The 15,187-nt window shown below is 61.6% G+C and carries 14 protein-coding genes; 6 read left to right on the forward strand and 8 right to left on the reverse strand.

Annotated elements, in window-relative coordinates; all coding sequences use genetic code 11:
• Positions 1 to 808 precede the first annotated feature (808 nt).
• Positions 809 to 1,702: a LysR family transcriptional regulator gene (locus tag FJ418_RS02805; RefSeq protein WP_140708260.1), complete on the reverse strand. Its 894-nt coding sequence runs from the start codon at positions 1,700 to 1,702 to the stop codon at positions 809 to 811.
• A gap of 103 nt (positions 1,703 to 1,805) precedes the next feature.
• On the opposite strand from FJ418_RS02805, the gene FJ418_RS02810 reads away from it, so the two are divergent.
• Together FJ418_RS02810 and FJ418_RS02815 are read left to right on the forward strand one after the other, a co-directional pair.
• Complete coding sequence (locus tag FJ418_RS02810; RefSeq protein WP_140863402.1) at positions 1,806 to 2,675, forward strand: NmrA/HSCARG family protein; 870 nt, start codon at positions 1,806 to 1,808, stop codon at positions 2,673 to 2,675.
• A gap of 52 nt (positions 2,676 to 2,727) precedes the next feature.
• Positions 2,728 to 3,201, forward strand: a complete 474-nt coding sequence (locus FJ418_RS02815) for an SRPBCC family protein (RefSeq protein WP_140708264.1) — start codon at positions 2,728 to 2,730, stop codon at positions 3,199 to 3,201.
• 163 nt (positions 3,202 to 3,364) lie between these two features.
• Here the strand turns inward: FJ418_RS02815 and FJ418_RS02820 are convergent, their stop codons facing one another.
• The 4 genes from FJ418_RS02820 to FJ418_RS02835 form a co-directional block, all read right to left on the reverse strand.
• Entirely contained in the window at positions 3,365 to 4,378 is a 1,014-nt protein-coding gene (locus FJ418_RS02820) for a zinc-binding alcohol dehydrogenase family protein (protein ID WP_140708266.1), read from the reverse strand.
• 74 nt (positions 4,379 to 4,452) lie between these two features.
• A complete protein-coding gene (locus tag FJ418_RS02825) occupies positions 4,453 to 5,373 on the reverse strand; it encodes a sugar ABC transporter substrate-binding protein (RefSeq protein ID WP_140863404.1) in 921 nt (306 codons plus the stop codon).
• Positions 5,374 to 5,461: 88 nt separating this feature from the next.
• Positions 5,462 to 6,247 (reverse strand): ATP-binding cassette domain-containing protein, encoded by a 786-nt coding sequence (locus FJ418_RS02830; protein ID WP_140708268.1) that lies wholly within the window; start codon positions 6,245 to 6,247, stop codon positions 5,462 to 5,464.
• On the reverse strand, positions 6,244 to 7,251 hold the full coding sequence (locus tag FJ418_RS02835) for an ABC transporter permease (protein ID WP_140708403.1): 1,008 nt from the start codon (positions 7,249 to 7,251) through the stop codon (positions 6,244 to 6,246). Before FJ418_RS02835 ends, FJ418_RS02830 begins: the two co-directional genes overlap by 4 nt.
• A gap of 208 nt (positions 7,252 to 7,459) precedes the next feature.
• Here FJ418_RS02835 and FJ418_RS02840 point away from each other — a divergent pair, with 208 nt between their 5' ends.
• Positions 7,460 to 8,356, forward strand: coding sequence for a GntR family transcriptional regulator (locus tag FJ418_RS02840; protein ID WP_140708270.1), 897 nt, complete (start codon positions 7,460 to 7,462; stop codon positions 8,354 to 8,356).
• 236 nt (positions 8,357 to 8,592) lie between these two features.
• On the opposite strand, the gene FJ418_RS02845 is transcribed toward FJ418_RS02840, so the two are convergent.
• The 3 genes from FJ418_RS02845 to FJ418_RS02855 form a co-directional block, all read right to left on the reverse strand.
• Positions 8,593 to 10,101, reverse strand: a complete 1,509-nt coding sequence (locus tag FJ418_RS02845) for a tripartite tricarboxylate transporter permease (RefSeq protein WP_140863406.1) — start codon at positions 10,099 to 10,101, stop codon at positions 8,593 to 8,595.
• A gap of 29 nt (positions 10,102 to 10,130) precedes the next feature.
• Complete coding sequence (locus FJ418_RS02850; RefSeq protein ID WP_140863408.1) at positions 10,131 to 10,604, reverse strand: tripartite tricarboxylate transporter TctB family protein; 474 nt, start codon at positions 10,602 to 10,604, stop codon at positions 10,131 to 10,133.
• 131 nt (positions 10,605 to 10,735) lie between these two features.
• Positions 10,736 to 11,710: a tripartite tricarboxylate transporter substrate-binding protein gene (locus FJ418_RS02855; protein ID WP_140863410.1), complete on the reverse strand. Its 975-nt coding sequence runs from the start codon at positions 11,708 to 11,710 to the stop codon at positions 10,736 to 10,738.
• A 251-nt stretch (positions 11,711 to 11,961) separates the two neighbouring features.
• Here FJ418_RS02855 and FJ418_RS02860 point away from each other — a divergent pair, with 251 nt between their 5' ends.
• The 3 genes from FJ418_RS02860 to FJ418_RS02870 are packed head-to-tail and all read left to right on the forward strand — an operon-like array spanning position 11,962 to position 15,108.
• Positions 11,962 to 12,639 (forward strand): response regulator transcription factor, encoded by a 678-nt coding sequence (locus tag FJ418_RS02860; RefSeq protein ID WP_140708278.1) that lies wholly within the window; start codon positions 11,962 to 11,964, stop codon positions 12,637 to 12,639.
• 7 nt (positions 12,640 to 12,646) lie between these two features.
• Positions 12,647 to 14,017 carry a sensor histidine kinase gene (locus tag FJ418_RS02865; protein ID WP_226892137.1) on the forward strand — a complete coding sequence of 457 codons (1,371 nt, stop codon included), beginning with the start codon at positions 12,647 to 12,649 and terminating at the stop codon, positions 14,015 to 14,017.
• Positions 14,014 to 15,108, forward strand: a complete 1,095-nt coding sequence (locus FJ418_RS02870; RefSeq protein ID WP_140863411.1) for an ABC transporter substrate-binding protein — start codon at positions 14,014 to 14,016, stop codon at positions 15,106 to 15,108. The genes FJ418_RS02865 and FJ418_RS02870 overlap by 4 nt, the downstream gene beginning before the upstream one ends.
• The last annotated feature ends 79 nt before the right edge of the window (positions 15,109 to 15,187 follow it).

The following is a 15,187-nucleotide window of genomic DNA, read 5'->3' on the forward strand; positions in this document are numbered from 1 at the left end:
ATCCGTACTGGAATTCTTCGGCAGGAGAGCAAAGGCTTTGCTCCTCTCTTTCCGTTATCAACCGGTCGCTGAAAATCCGGCCCTTCTCGGACTCTCCGTCGGGAGAGCCCACTGCTCTCCTGACCAATGTGAAAAGGGCGTACAAAGTGGAGGCACCGAAATGTCCGTAAGCGCAAACAAGTCAGTTCGGTGCTGGAGCAGGTTCGTGGCCCTGAGACCGGTTCAACAGGGGCGGCCGAAGGAGCATCAGCATAGCGCCGCCGTAAGGCGGATGCGGGACCGACAGCCCCCGGCGAAGGGCGCCATATGATGACGACCAGTCCGGTTCCAGCAATACTGGTTTCGATGTGATCGATACCAAATGAAACCGGGTGAGAAATGCCGCGGAGTCGTGCGTCGCAAAGCCAATTTCTGGATGCTGATGGCATCTAAAAGCCAAATACGCTAGCCTCAACCACTCACCCGTTGCAGCGAAGCCGGAACTGGCAGCTGGATGAGTGGGGGGAAAGGCGGTAGCGCTCTCCCGCTACCAACCTACTTATAAGCTATTGAAATCACAGTAAAAACATTAGCCTTTGGTAGCGCCCTGTCCGAAAAATCTTCAATGATTTCAGGGCCGAGCCTGCTACCTTGTGGTCCAACGTACGTCGCAAATGCGCCGGAAGCGGTCTTTGCTGAGCAGATGTTCTAATGTCGCCTTTGGACGGGAACGGCCAGTCTGCTTTTAGGCCGGCCACCAACAAGCTGCCGCTCCCAACCACACAGGGTCGCCGGCGGAAGCGCCAGACGGCGTTTCGATCATCCTGTCTCATCCGCCGATGTAGGCCGCCAATTCATCAGGTGTCCCCCTGGGAAAGGCTTCCTTCAAATGGCCGAGGAACGCAGACACGCGGGCGCTCAGCAAGCGCCGGGACGGATAGAGCGTCCATAATGCGATGTCTGGGCCGTCGACATCGCCCCAATGCATCAACGTTCCGGCTGCCAGATCGTGACTTACAAGCGAGATCGGGAGACGTCCTGCGCCGACTCCCGTCCGCACGGCATCGCGGATCATGAGGAGCGACGAAAGGCGAAGGACGGGCTCGATCGCGATGCGTGACCGTCCGGCTGGCGCCACGATGTCCCAGGCTGCAATACGGTCGCCGGCCCCCCGCACGATGGCCGGAACGGCGAGATCGTCGGGCGGTCTGGCGAGGCCCGGGCTCGCGACCACGACCAGCCGATCGCGCAGGAAAATCCGTCCGACAAGGCTTTCATCGGGCTCGGGATTTACCCGGATCACCAGGTCATATCCCTCCTCGATCATATCGACGGACCGGTCTTCCGTCGTGACCTCGAGCCGGACTTCAGGATATTTCAGCGCGAACCCGGAGGCCAGCCTCCCCATGGCGGTTTGGGAGAAGAGCAGCGGCGCGCTGATCCGCAGCCTGCCGCGCGGCGTGTGTCCGCCCGAAGCTATCGCCGTCGCGGTTTCGTCGAGTTCGGTCAGCAGCGCTCCCGTCCGCTCGAAGAGCGCGCGTCCTTCCTCGGTGAGCTTCAGCGCGCGCGCCCCGCGCTCGAACAGACGCAACTCGAGGGCGGCCTCCAGTTCCGCGACCCGGCGGGACAGGGTCGCTTTCGGGCGCCCCGCGGCGCGCGCCGCCTTGCCGAACCCTCCGTGCCGCGCAACCAGGTTGAAATCAGCGAGGGCGAGAAGATCCATCTGTTCCACCATTGAGACGCCATGTCCAGATATAGCGTCTATCGGTTCGAATGTGGATCACTCATTTACAGGGTGTCTTTTGACCCAACCCGGAGTGAACCCCATGACCATTCTCGTTACCGGCGCGACCGGCAATGTCGGCAGCCATGTCGTCGACCAACTCGTCAAGCGTGGCGCCGACGTCCGTGCTCTTGTCCGCGATCCCTCGAAGGCGAGCTTCCCTGCGGACGCCGCCGTCGTGCAGGGCGACCTGCTCGACGTCGATTCCCTGCGCAGCGCCTTCTCGGGCGTTTCCACCCTGTTCCTGCTCAACGCCGTGGTGGCGGATGAATTCACCCAGGCGCTGGTTGCGCTCAACCTGGCCCGCGAGGCAGGCATCGAACGGATCGTCTACCTGTCGGTGATGCACGGCGAGCTTTACGTGAACGTGCCGCACTTTGCCGGCAAGCTCGCGGTCGAGCGCATGATCGAGCAGATGGGCCTCAACGCCACCATCCTTCGCCCCGCCTACTTCATGAACAACGAGTTCATGATCAAGGACGTGATCCTCGGCCACGGCGTCTATCCGATGCCGATCGGCAGCAAAGGCTTGGCAATGGTCGACGCGCGCGACATAGCCGGGGTCGCGGCGATCGAGCTGCTTCGCCGCGAGCAGGCCGAAATTGCCCTCCCGCTCACACGGATCAACGTCGTCGGTCCCGACACGCTGACCGGCCCGGACGTCGCGGCGATCTGGTCGGATGTGCTGGGTCGCCCGATCGCCTACCCCGGCGACGACCTTGCAGGCTTCGAACAGAACCTGCGGCAGTCCATGCCGGGCTGGCTGGCGCTCGACATGCGCCTGATGGGCGAGCGCTTCATCAGCGAGGGCATGGTGCCGGATGCCGGCGATGTCGACCGCCTGACCAAGTTGCTCGGCCGTCCGCTGCGCACCTATCGCGACTTCGCTGCGGAAATCGCTGCCTCGGCCTGACGCCAAGGGCAGCCTGCCACCCGACATCAACCCCGACAAAGAGGATACGACCATGATCTATTCAACCGCCACTGTCCCGGTGAATCCCGAAGGCGCGACCAGGCTGAGCCGTGCGCAAGCATGGGCCGGCCTGGAACTCAAGGCTCGCGACGCCCGCGAATTCCTGCCGCCCGGCCTCTGCACGCGCTGCGACGTCGTGGAAGAAAGCGCGACGCATTTCGTGCGCGAGGCGACCATCGCGGGTGCGGATCTGCGCGAGATCATCACGCTGGAACCGGAGAGCAAAGTCACATTCTTCCAAGCCACCGGGCCGCGCGAGGGCGCGATCATCAACGAACTGTTCGAGGAAGCCGACGGCACGCTCCATCTGCGCTTCTACTGCTATCTCGGCCTGCGCGGCAAAGAGCCTGATGGCCCGGAGGAGCAGGCCGAACAGGCGCAGTTCGACAGCGACCAAGGCTACAAGGCTGCCCTTCTGTCGACGCTGAAGCGCACCCGCGAGCTAGTCGCGCAAGGCCGGCTCTGACCATCACCCATGAAAATAAATCAGGGGCTGCCTCTTGAGAGGCGCCCCGTCTTGGCTCGCCTCGCACAACGGCGTGCGCGGGTTTTTCTTGAGGCTGTGACTTCTTCGACAGGCGAGGCCAAATGGTTTGAGGATCTGTGATGGAGGCAGCGTCTGTGAACAGCTAAACGGCTATCACGGCCTTGATAAGTCCCGACTTTTGGTTGACCCAATGCGGGATATCGCGGACGCTATCGCGCAGGGTCGTGCGGTCCGTTATAAGCTTGGCCACGGGAACGGTGTCATTGTGCATTGCCGCCATGACGTGGTCAAAGTCGACACGAAGCGCGTTGCGGCTGCCGATCAACATCATCTCGCGTTTGTGGAACTCGGGGTCGGAAAAGCTGATCTCGTCCTTGATGACGCTGACCATGACCAAGGCGCCGCCATGCGCCACATAAGCGAAAGCAGCCTCTATCGACGCCTTATTGCCGGTCGCATCGAAAACGAGGTCAAAACACTCGCCATCGGTTCGCTCTCGCACCAGGTCGATGGGTGACAACGAAAGTCCATCGATAACGGGAAAACCGAGTTGACCTTCGGCGAAATCGAGCCTTTCCCGGCGGACGTCCATGATCGTCACTATCTGGCCGGCAATACGTGCAAACAAAGCCGTGCCGAGTCCGATAGGGCCGGCACCGATGACCAGAGCACGTGTACCGGCAGCAAGCCTGGAGCGCCTCACGGCGTGGGCACCGATGGCCAGGAATTCGATCGCTGCCGCATGGTCGAGCGACAATCCTCCGATCGGATAGAGATTGTCGGCAGGCACGAGCAACTCTTCGCACATACCGCCGTCGCGATGAACGCCCAACACCTCGATCCCCGTGCAGCAATTCGGCTTGTCATGACGGCAGGCTATGCATCTGCCGCAAGCAAAATAGGGATTTACGACGACGCGTTCGCCGATGCGGATAGGGGCGCCTTCCCCGATCGCTGTCACCGTGCCTGCAAGTTCATGCCCCATGACACGGGGATAGGCCAGATAGGGATGCTTGCCTTCGAAGATGTGATAATCGGTGCCACATATTCCGACATGGCTGATGCTGACCAGCGCCCATCCTGCCTCCGGCGGGCCGGGTGGGGAGCGATCTTCGAAGATCAGTTCGCCGGGTCGTCGGCAAACGAGCGCTTTCATGCGGATCACCTTCCTTGGAGTGTTCCAAAACGAACCCGGCGGTTGAGAAGACCGCCGGGCCAAGGTGTGGGAGCCTATTCGAAGTCCTTGACGTTCTGCGGCGTTACGAGGCCAGCGCCAGTGTCCACATCGGCGTCGACGGCCTCTCCACGGATCGCCTTGACCACAGTGTCGATGCCCAGCTCGCCCATCTTCGCCGGAAATTGTGCTACGCTGGCGTCTTCCGCACCCGACTTGATCGCTTCGATCTCGCCGCAGCAGGCGTCGAAGCCGACCAGTATGATCTTATGATTGGCCATGCCCGCATTGCTGATCGACTTGACGGCGCCTGGGATTGGCGGGCCACAGGCCGAGTAGATCGCCTTGAGATCGGGATTGGCGGTGAGGATGTCTTCGGTCACCGACGTGCCAAGTTCGAGCGTGCAGTTGGTTGCGCCCTTGCCGACAACGTCGACCTTGACGTCGCCCAACCCCTGCATCATGCCGGTGACGCGGTCGTCCAGTGCCGGCACCCCGGGAACGCCCTGCAGGATACCGATCTTGTCGCCACTCTTCAGCACGGTCTTGAGGTACTCCCCGGCGATCTTGCCGCCGTTGAGATTGTTGGTCGAGACCAGTGCCGTCTGACCTTTCCAGTTGGGAATGCTGTTGTCGACGAGAACCACCTTGATGCCGGCGGCGACCGCCTTGTCGAGCGCCGGCGCAACCGTCGGATCGACCGGAGTGACAGCCAGGCCCTTGACGCCTTGCGTGATCATGGACTCGATCAGCGCAATCTGGCCCTCGATGTCGGTCGCGGCCTGACCCTGGCCGGTGACCAGTTCGATCTCCGGATGAGCGGCCGCGTATTTCTTGGCGGCATCCTCCATCGTCGAGTAGAAAGGCACAGGAAATTTCGTAATCAGGCCGACCTTGATCTTGTCGGCCGCCGAAGCCGGCACCGCAACCGCAATGGCGATCGCCAGCCCAGCGAACAGTTTTGAGTTGATTGGCATTCCATTCCTCCCTTGAATTGAGACGCCTCCCGGCGGGAAACGCTTCAGGCATTTGAGGGCCGCAGCGGTCCCCAAAATCTCGAACGGATCAGGCTCCAACGATCATGGAAACCAGCTCTTGTTTGTTGTGCCTTGTCGGCACCAGCTCGCCGACCTTGCGGCCCTGGCGAAGCACCACGGCGCGATCGGCGAGTTCGACGACATGCTCCATATTGTGAGTTATCATGATCACGGCATTGCCCTGGTCGCGGAGCGCTGCAACCAGATTGAGCACTTGGCGTGATTCACGCAGACCCAGTGCAGCGGTCGGCTCATCCAGGATGACCACCTTGCGGGCAAATACGGTGGACCGGGCCACGGCGATGGCTTGCCTTTGTCCACCCGACATCATGGCGACGACGGCATCCAATCGAGGTAGCGAAACCTTGAGGTTTGCCAACAGAACGCGGGTCTCGGCATCCATCCTGCGCTGCTGCAGAAATCGCAGGCCGCGAGGAAGCCATTGCGGCCAGGCCAACTCGCGACCGGCAAAGAAGTTTTGTCCCGGCGTCAGATTGTCGAACAGCGCCAGGTCTTGATAGACGGTCTCGATGCCGGCGAAGCGCGCATCCGCAGGGGAGCGTATCTGCGTTAGCGCACCGTCCAGAAGGATCGCGCCGGCATCGAGTTGGTGCACACCACTGATGCATTTGGTCAGCGTCGACTTGCCCGCGCCATTGTCGCCGAGCAGGCCGACGATCTCGCCTTGGCGCACTTCGATATTGACATCGTCCAGGGCCAGAACCGAACCGAAACGCTTGGTAGCACTGCGTACGGCCAGCACGGGTTGGTCGGCAGTGGCGGCACGATCGGCGTTGGCCGCAACGGCGGTCATGGCTGCCTCCCAGCCTGCATGACACGCACACGCCCTTCGAGATAGTTGCGCAGCACGTCGGACTCGACCGCGATGACGATGACCACGCCGATGACAATGAGCTGGAAGAAGACGTTCACGTTGAGCAGGTTGAGTGCGTTGCGGATGACGCCAATCATGATGGCGCCGATCAAGGCATGGCCGAGATGGCCGCGGCCGCCAAGAAAACTGGCGCCGCCGATGATCACCGCCGCAATCGTATCCAGTTCGAGCAAATTGCCGAACAAAGGGGAACCGGCATCGGTGCGACCGGCGAGTAGGACCGCGCCGATGCCGGCGCACAGCCCTGAGATTACATAGACCGAAACCAGGACCCAGGACACAGGAATGCCCATGCGCAAGGCGGCGTCGGGTCGACCGCCGACGGCGTAAATCCACCGCCCCCAGACCATCGTCTTGGCCACGGCGAAAAGGACCGCGGCAACGCCTGCAACGACAAAAACCGATCCGGGCAGACCCCAGACCGCATCGCGCCCAAGCGCATCTATCGAATCCGGCATTCCAGGAATGGCGCGCCCATCGGCCAGTTGAAGCGCCAAGCCTTTGGCGATGCTCAATGTCGCCAGCGTAATGATGAAAGGATGCGGCAGCCGCCCGAAGACGTAGAAGAGCCCGTTGATGGCGCCGACCGCAGCACCCGAGGCGATCATTACCGCGATCACCACGAAAGCAGGGGCGCCGGCATGAAAGCTGAGGGCGCCCACGACGGAGGCTAGTGCCAGGTTCGAGCCAACGGAAAGATCAATGCCGCGGGTCAGGATGACCAGATGCTGTCCCATCGCAACCACCGAGATGACGGCGGTCTGGGCGAGGATGTTGCTGAGATTGCGCCCTGTCAGGAAATACGGGGACAGGAAGCTGAGGACGATTATCAGCAACACCAAGATGACGACCGGACCAGCGCTCAGCAATGCTAGGCCGAGCGCCAGGCCAGGGAGGGCGCCCGCCTTCTTCGGCCTCAGCATTGAGGCTTCGCTGACAGCGGTGCCGGTGTTTTCCGTTTTGGGCAAAACCCCCTCCCCGCCCAGGCTTACCTAAGCTTGGAGCGTCAGAACCAAGACTGTATTTCAGCTTCCTCTTATCGATAAAAAACAATCAACCCCCACTTGGTCAAGTTGTTTTTTATGGATAAAGTTCATGCAAAAAGAACAAGGTTGGTGAGAGGCAAGTCCGATGCGAACAGACACTGTCTACAAGAAGGCTTTCAACCGCGCCGCCACCATGCTGCGCGATGGACAATTGACTGGCGAACTGCCCTCAGAAAATGAGCTCAGACGGCGAGTGGGAGTAAGCCGCACGACGGTCCGAAAGGTCCTGCAGGAACTTGCTCACCGCGAACTTATCGCCGAGCGCAGCGGCGTCAGGATGGCAGGCCGTGCGGTGGAGGATAGCGACTACTATCCCGACGCCGAAACCACGTCACGTGCCAAGCATGTCGAAGAGCAGTTCATGGAATGGATGCTGCGGGGTGACACCAGACCCGGCACCAGCATCAACGAACTCGAGCTCGCGCGGCAATTCGGCGTTGCGACCAACGGCATTCGCGAGTTCCTCATCCGCTTCAGCCGATTTGGATTGCTGGAAAAAAGGCCGAATACCGGCTGGCTCTTCAAGGGGTTCACAGAAGACTTCGCCCTCGAACTGTTCGAGATTCGGGTGATGTTCGAGTTGCGGTCGGCGCATTTGTTCTCAAGGCAGCCTGACAACTCGCCACTTTGGGGAAAACTCGCAGCGCTCAAGAGCGCCCATACCGAACTACTAAAGCGGATTGAAAGCCGCTTTCAGGACTTCTCGGGTCTCGACAACCGGTTTCATCGCCTCATAAACGAAGCTTCGCCGAACCGCTTTATCGACGATTTCTATGACATCATTACCTTCATTTTTCACTATCACTATCAGTGGAACAAGCGGGACGAGAAGCAGCGCAACCAAGCGGCGATCCTTGAGCATCTCTCCTATATCGACGCCCTTGAAAGCCGCGACTGCGAGCGGATTGAGCGAGCCTGCGAAGCGCATCTGGCTTCGGCAAGAGCAACGCTGATGCGCTCGCTGGTTGGACTTGATGAATGATGAAACCGCTGATTGGCAACGGGGTATCTCTGGAATATCTGGAGACCAAAGGTTGACACATGACAGATTCCCACCCGCGCGCTAGCCGGTATGCTTGTCATTGTCGTCGTTGACGAGAGCAAGCAGTTGCTCGATCCCGATCCGCCCAATCGGCACCCAACCCGAACTTGGACAGATCGACCGCAGCGCATCGACCACTTGAGCTGACGGAAGGCGCTGCTCGCCTGGCGGCCCCATCATTCGGTGGCCATCAGCATCTTGCGCCGGCGGGAGCGCCGCGACAGGTAGAAAGGCAAGATGGCGACGGCCGCGGCCAGAACCCAGAGCAGGTTGCAGATGGTACTGCTGAAGAGGATAGACGGATCACCGCCGCTGATCGCCAAAGCATTGCGCAGGTTCACCTCCATCAGCCGGCCCAGTACGAAGCCGAGGATGATCGGCGCCATCTCGAAGCCCGCCTTACGCAGCAGCCACCCCACCATGCCGATGCTCATCATCAGGAAGATAGAGAAGACCGACGAGTGAGTGGAATAGACGCCGACCACCGACAGGACCAGGATGCCCGGTACGAGCAGCCAGTTCGGCACGGTCAGGACGCGAGCGAATATCTGGACGAGCGGGAGGTTGAGCGCCAGCAGGATCAGGTTGCCTACAAATAGCGAGGCGACGAGACCGCCCACGATCTCGGGCCGTTCGGTGAGTAGCATCGGGCCCGGCTGGATGTTGTAGAGCATCAGCGCGCCAAGCATGACGGCGGTGGTGCCCGAACCGGGAACACCGAGCGTCAACATGGGCACGAAGGCGCCGCAGGCCGTCGCGTTGTTGGCGGCTTCGGGCGCGGCGAGGCCACGCACGTCGCCCTTGCCGAAGGTTCCTTCAGTATCGGATAAGCGCTTGGCTGTCGTGTAGGAGATGGCGCTGGAGACCGAGGCGCCCGTACCCGGCAGAACACCGATGACGAAGCCGATGAGTGAGCTGCGCAGGGTCGTGCCGGTGCATTTCACGATGTCGCTCATGCGTGCGGTCATCCGACCCAGTTCACGGATTACAGTCATGCCGCGGCCCTGGTTTTCCAGGATGATCAGCGCTTCGGAGATCGAGAACAAGCCGATGACGAGCACGACGAACTCGATGCCATCGCCAAGCTCCGGCTCACTGAAGGTGAAGCGGTAGGCGCCAGACGTTGCGTCAAGACCGACCGTTGCCAGCATCAGGCCGAGCGTGCAGCCGATGAGCGTCTTCGCAGGATAGCTGCCGACCATCGAACCCAGTGTCGCAAAGGCAAACATCATCAGCACAAAGTATTCGGCGGGGCCAAAACCGATCGCCAGACCCGCCAGCAGGGGCGCGAACAGCGCGAGGCCAATGGAACCGAGTATGCCGCCCAGAAAGGAGGCGAGGCCGGAGAGGGCGAGTGCTTCTCCTGCACGCCCCTGGCGTGCCATGGGATAGCCGTCCATTGCCGTCATGACGGCGCCGGCATCCCCTGGCACATTCAGCAAGATCGAGGAAATGCGGCCGCCATATTCGGCGCCGCAATAGATTGCCGCGAGCAGGATCATGGTGCTCTCCGCTGGCAGGCCCATCGTATAGGCAATGGGAAGCAGCAGCGCTATACCGTTTATGGGGCCAATGGCTGGCATTGCGCCGACGAGCGTACCGATGAAGCAGCCGATTAAGCCGATGAGCAGATTCTGTCCGGTCAGAGCGACCCCAAAGCCCTGCCAGAGATATTCGAGGTTCATGGAATTGACCTTTCCGATTCCGACCTGTCTCAGCCTCTGAATAGCGTGCCGACCGGCAGGTAGACTTCCAGCAGGTAGGAGAAGATGACCCACCAGAGGGTGGCATGGCCGGCCGCTCCGATAAGCGCCTTACCCGGCGGCGCACCGAAGATAACTGCGGAGCCGAGCGTTAGGATGAAAATGGAAACAGCAAAGCCTACCGATTCGAACAGGACGACGGAAACGACCAGGAGAACCGGCAGCGCAAGCACGCGGGCAAGCAGAGCGCCGGACGGAAAACCCTCCGCAGGGCCAGGCGAGAAGAAATACCAGACAGCAAGCAGGCCGAGCACCACGGCAAGCGCTATTGGAAAGACCCGCGGGCCGAGGGGATCGGAGGAGAAGGAGTATTCGATGACGCCTCCGCCAATGCCGTAGGCGACGGCAAGCGCGAGCAGACATGTGGCTGCGCCGCGGCCGATCACCTGCACAGCCCGCGGAGAGGGATGCGATTCATCAGACATGGGCATTCCTTTATTTCCGAGACCGCGGCCGATGTCCGCTGCCTTCCTCGCTTTCCGACCCGCGCCATCGGCATGCCGATGGCGAGGGTCCTCCGCCTTGTGTCTTGACGGGAGTATGCGAGGGCATCGCATTACATGCCGGCTTCCTTGGCGAGGATCTTGAAGCGGGCGACATCCGTCTTCACGCGCTCCTCGAAGTCCTTGCCAAGCAGGGTGAACTCGAACAGGCCCCGCGCTTCACGCTCCTTGGCGAATTCCGACGTTTCGGAAGCTTTCTTGAAAGCATCCACCCACCAGTCGTAATCCGCATCCGAGACGTCCTTGCCGACATAGTAACCGCGCCAGACCGGCCAATCGATGTCGAAGCCTTGTTCATGCGCTGTTGGAACATCCGCAAGGTCACCCGGCAGACGTTCCGGCGACATGACCGCAAGGATGCGGATCTTGCCGGCAACATGGTGCTTGACCATCTCAGCCGCATCGCCCGAACCGACTTTCACATGGCCGCCTTCGAGGGCGGTCAGAACCGCGCCACCGCCTTCAAGCGCGACATAGCGCATGGATTTGGGCTCTTGGCCGGCCGCCTTGGCGAGCAGCGAACCCTTCATCCAGTCCTGCGAGCCCACGGCGCCGCCACCGGCAATTGCAAAGCTAGCCGGATCGGCCTTGTAGGCCTCGACCAGTTCGCCGAGTGACTTGTAGGGCGAATCCGCCGCGACGACGAGCACGCCATAGTCGGCGCCGAGCGCACCGAGCCAGCGCACGGCGTTCTCATCATACTGGCCGAACTTGCCCTGGGCGAGAAGCAGCGCTGATCCGGAAGACGCCGCGGTGATCACGTTGCCGTCCTTGCCGCGCTTGCCGATGACGTGATTGTAAGCGACGGCGCCAACTCCGCCTTCCATGTAGGTGACGGCCATGGGCTTGGAAATCTGCTTCGTCTCGAGCAGAGCATTAGCCGCAAGTCGGCAGGTCAAGTCGAAGCCGCCGCCGGGCTTAGCGCCGGCAAGGCATTCCGGCTTCGTCGGTTCCGCCTTTGCGGATGCTGCAAATGCCAGAGCGGCCATCGCCGCGCCAAAAAGGGCACTGCTGAAAACTTGTTTCATAGGGTTCCTCCCACGGAATCTTGAGCGGTAACGAGAGAATTCCGCACGCCGCTGACTGCATCAGACCATTTGGCCTGGCATGTCAGTGGACATGTCTGATTTCCTCCCGGACCGGCCCCTTCGCTCTCCACCGGGCCGGCAGGATCAGAAGTAACCCGCGTTCCTGTCACCATCCTGTCACGCTCCTGCCGAAGGTGCGAACGGGTCCTTCATCAACTTGTTGGAGGCCCGGACGCGTGCAATCATGAGACGTGCGTATTCTCTTGGTCGAAGACACTCATGACGTGGGCGAAGCCATTAGCCGGCGCTTTCAGCAGACGGGCCACACCGTCGACTGGGAGACCGATGGGGTTGCCGCATCCGAAATCCTGAACTTCACCGAATACGACCTCGTCATCCTCGACGTCATGCTCCCCGGCGTCGACGGCTTCTCCATCCTCAGGAAGCTGCGCCAGTCCGGGAGCGGCGTCCCCGTCCTCGTGCTGACGGCCCGCTCCGAGGTGGACGACCGGGTCAGTGCGCTCGATCTCGGCGCCGACGACTATCTGGTCAAACCTTTCGATTTTCGCGAGTTGGAGGCGAGGGCGCGCGTCCTTCTGCGACGGCGAAGCGGCGGCGAGCCGACCAACGTGATCGTTTGCGGCGATATCAGCCTCGATCGCGCCAACCGCAATGTGATGGTAGGCAAGCGCGAGATCCAGCTTAAGCGCCGCGAGATCGTCTTGCTCGAGATCCTCGCTTCGCGCCCCGGCAAGGTCTTCAGCAAGGATGAACTGCTGGACCAGTTGTTCGGCTTCGAGGAGGCTGCGGGCGAGAACGCAATCGAACTCTATATAGGGCGCCTGCGCAAGAAACTGGAGGGCGCGCGCGCGCGGATCGTCACACTCAGGGGCAGCGGCTATCAACTGGTCTCCGACGATGCCGCATAGAAGTTCGTTGTTCTCCCGCCTCATGGGGCGCGTCGGCGTCGTTCTGGCGCTGGGTGCGGGAACACTCATCACCGCCGCCTGGATTTACGCGCGCGCCGCCGCGGACGATGCCTATGACCGACTGCTCCTCGGCGCCGCCTTCCAGATGAGCGAAAGCCTCAGCGTCGCCGACGGAAATCTCCGGTTCATCCTTCCGCCCTCGGCGTTCGAACTTCTCGGGCTCGCCAATGACGACCGCATCTTCTACCGGGTCATCGACCCTTCCGGCGCGACCCTTACCGGCTATGCCGATCTGGCAGCCAAGGCGGACCTTTCCGCGAGCCGTGCCGCCCCCATCTTCGGCGATGACGCCTATCTGGGCGCCCCGGTGCGCACTGTAACCGTGTCGCACGCCATGAGCATGCCCGAAGGGCCGGGCTGGGCCTATGTCGTCGTGGCGCAGACTGTCGAGGCCCGCCATGCGCTCGCCTCGGAGCTGACGGCGCGGGCGACGATGCTGGTCGCGCTGATGAGCCTCTTCGCCGTCGCCGGGACAGCGCTGGCGGTGCGTTACTCGCTGCGACCGGTCGATGACCTTGCCGCCGCGCTGCGGCAGCGCGACCCGCAGGATCTTACACCTCTCACGGTCGCGGTGCCCGACGAACTGTCCCCCTTCGTGACGTCCATCAACTACTTCATCATCCGCCTCGACGAGCGCATTAAACTGCTACAGCGCTACATCGCCGACAGCGCCCACCAGATCCGCACGCCGCTGACGGCGCTTTCCGCCCAGGTGAGCCTGATCGACGAACAGAAGCTTGCGCCGGAAGATCGCCGCCATCTGAAGCGCGTTCAAAGCCGCACTCTCGAATTGGCGGGCTTCACCAATCAGCTTCTCAACCATGCAATGGTCATCCACCGCTTCGACTCAGTCCAGCTCGCGCCCGTCTCGCTGAACGATGTCGCGCGCATGGCATTTCGTAACGCCGTCCCGATCACTGTGGATCCCGACATTATCGTCTCCTTCGAGCCGGCAGATGAAGACCTCATGGCGATGGGCGACGTCCTCAGCCTTCGGGAGGCGGTCGTCAACGTCATCGATAATGCGCTGCGTCATGGCGCGATCGCCAAATTGGAGGTGCGTGTGCGTCAGCGAGAAAATTTCGGCCGAATCGAGGTGATCGACGATGGACCGGGGATCAAGGAGGACGATTGGCCGAATGTCATCAGCCGCTTCTATTCGCGAAGCCCCGATGCGCGCGGGTCCTCAGGGCTCGGTTTCGCCATCGCGTCGGAAGTCGCGACGGTCTTGCGTGGCCAGCTCGGTTTCCGTAAGCGATCTGAAAACGAGCCGTTTTGTGTCTACCTGGAGTTGCCGCTAGTGGGAGGACAGCCATGACAGCGCGCATTCGCACCCTCGCGCTCGTCGGGCTCGCCTGGCTGGTGGTCCCCACCCTTGCCGGCGCCCTGGAAGGTGAACGCGAGACTTTCCCCGCGAGAGCGAAGGAGACGGGCCACCTGGTGATCCACGCGGCGACGGATCTCGAGGCCATGCGACCGCTGCTGCGCGATTTCCAGGCACTCGACCCTAACATCCGGATCGACTACGTAGACTACGTCACCAACGATCTTTTCCGCGAGGCACGGGACGCATGCAGAGCGGGGACCTCCGAGGCGGACATCCTCCTCTCCTCGTCGGTCGACCAGTTGGTTCGGCTCGCCAACGATGGCTGCGCCCAACGGCACGACTCGCCTGAAACACGGGGGGTGCGAGACTGGGCGAATTGGCGGGACGAGGTTTTCGGTTTCACGTTCGAACCCGTCGTGTTCGTTTACGACCGGCGCTGGGTTCCGCCCGAGGATGTGCCGAGAAGTCACGACGCGCTTTTGGAACTCCTGCGCCGAAAGCCCGAAGCCTACCGCACACGCATAGGAACCTACGATATCCAAGCTTCCGGCATCGGCTATCTTTTGGCATTCTACGATTCCCGCCAGGCGCCTACAGCAAACGGGCGACTGCTCGAAGCTCTGAGCCGCGTGGAAACCATCGTGCGCTGCTGCAACAATGAAGTGCTTGGCGAGCTTGCAGCGGGGCGGATCAGCATCGCCTACAACGTGCTCGGCTCCTACGCCTATGCGGCGGTGCTCGCCAATCCAGATCTGCGCATCGTGCTGCCCCGGGACTACGCGCTCATCCTGTCGCGGGGTGCCTTGATTCCCGCTGCTGCGGCCCACCCAGATCTCGGGAAGCGTTTCCTTAACTATCTCCTGTCGGCTCGCGGCCGGCAGGTCGCGATGGACGCTTCATTCTTCTTTGCCGAGGACGCCCCCCTGCCCGTCGGCGTCGACGGACCCGAGGCATTGATTGACTCGGGGATCGGTCGCCCCATCCGCATCGGCCCGGCGCTTCTTGCCGCACAGGACGAAATCCAGCGAAGTACATTCATCGAGGATTGGCGCAGACACATCGGAGAACATCCACAGCGTTGATGAGGCCACGTGCCCCAGTCGGAGCTCCCCTCTCCAGCTCGCACCTCGGCGCGCGGCAGCTTCAAAGCAACGGTACCCG

It is taken from the genome of Mesorhizobium sp. B2-8-3 (assembly GCF_006440815.1).
In the GTDB taxonomy this organism is placed as follows: Bacteria; Pseudomonadota; Alphaproteobacteria; order Rhizobiales; family Rhizobiaceae; genus Mesorhizobium.

What these genes read in the sequence shown, in the direction of transcription:
- FJ418_RS02840 (WP_140708270.1), top strand. Translation starts at nt 7,460, where the DNA reads ATGCGAACAGACACTGTCTACAAGAAGGCTTTCAACCGCGCCGCCACC.
- FJ418_RS02870 (WP_140863411.1), top strand. Translation starts at nt 14,014, where the DNA reads ATGACAGCGCGCATTCGCACCCTCGCGCTCGTCGGGCTCGCCTGGCTG.
- FJ418_RS02815 (WP_140708264.1), top strand. Translation starts at nt 2,728, where the DNA reads ATGATCTATTCAACCGCCACTGTCCCGGTGAATCCCGAAGGCGCGACC.
- FJ418_RS02835 (WP_140708403.1), bottom strand. Translation starts at nt 7,251, where the DNA reads ATGCTGAGGCCGAAGAAGGCGGGCGCCCTCCCTGGCCTGGCGCTCGGC.
- FJ418_RS02850 (WP_140863408.1), bottom strand. Translation starts at nt 10,604, where the DNA reads ATGTCTGATGAATCGCATCCCTCTCCGCGGGCTGTGCAGGTGATCGGC.
- FJ418_RS02825 (WP_140863404.1), bottom strand. Translation starts at nt 5,373, where the DNA reads ATGCCAATCAACTCAAAACTGTTCGCTGGGCTGGCGATCGCCATTGCG.
- FJ418_RS02810 (WP_140863402.1), top strand. Translation starts at nt 1,806, where the DNA reads ATGACCATTCTCGTTACCGGCGCGACCGGCAATGTCGGCAGCCATGTC.
- FJ418_RS02830 (WP_140708268.1), bottom strand. Translation starts at nt 6,247, where the DNA reads ATGACCGCCGTTGCGGCCAACGCCGATCGTGCCGCCACTGCCGACCAA.
- FJ418_RS02805 (WP_140708260.1), bottom strand. Translation starts at nt 1,702, where the DNA reads ATGGATCTTCTCGCCCTCGCTGATTTCAACCTGGTTGCGCGGCACGGA.
- FJ418_RS02855 (WP_140863410.1), bottom strand. Translation starts at nt 11,710, where the DNA reads ATGAAACAAGTTTTCAGCAGTGCCCTTTTTGGCGCGGCGATGGCCGCT.
- FJ418_RS02845 (WP_140863406.1), bottom strand. Translation starts at nt 10,101, where the DNA reads ATGAACCTCGAATATCTCTGGCAGGGCTTTGGGGTCGCTCTGACCGGA.
- FJ418_RS02820 (WP_140708266.1), bottom strand. Translation starts at nt 4,378, where the DNA reads ATGAAAGCGCTCGTTTGCCGACGACCCGGCGAACTGATCTTCGAAGAT.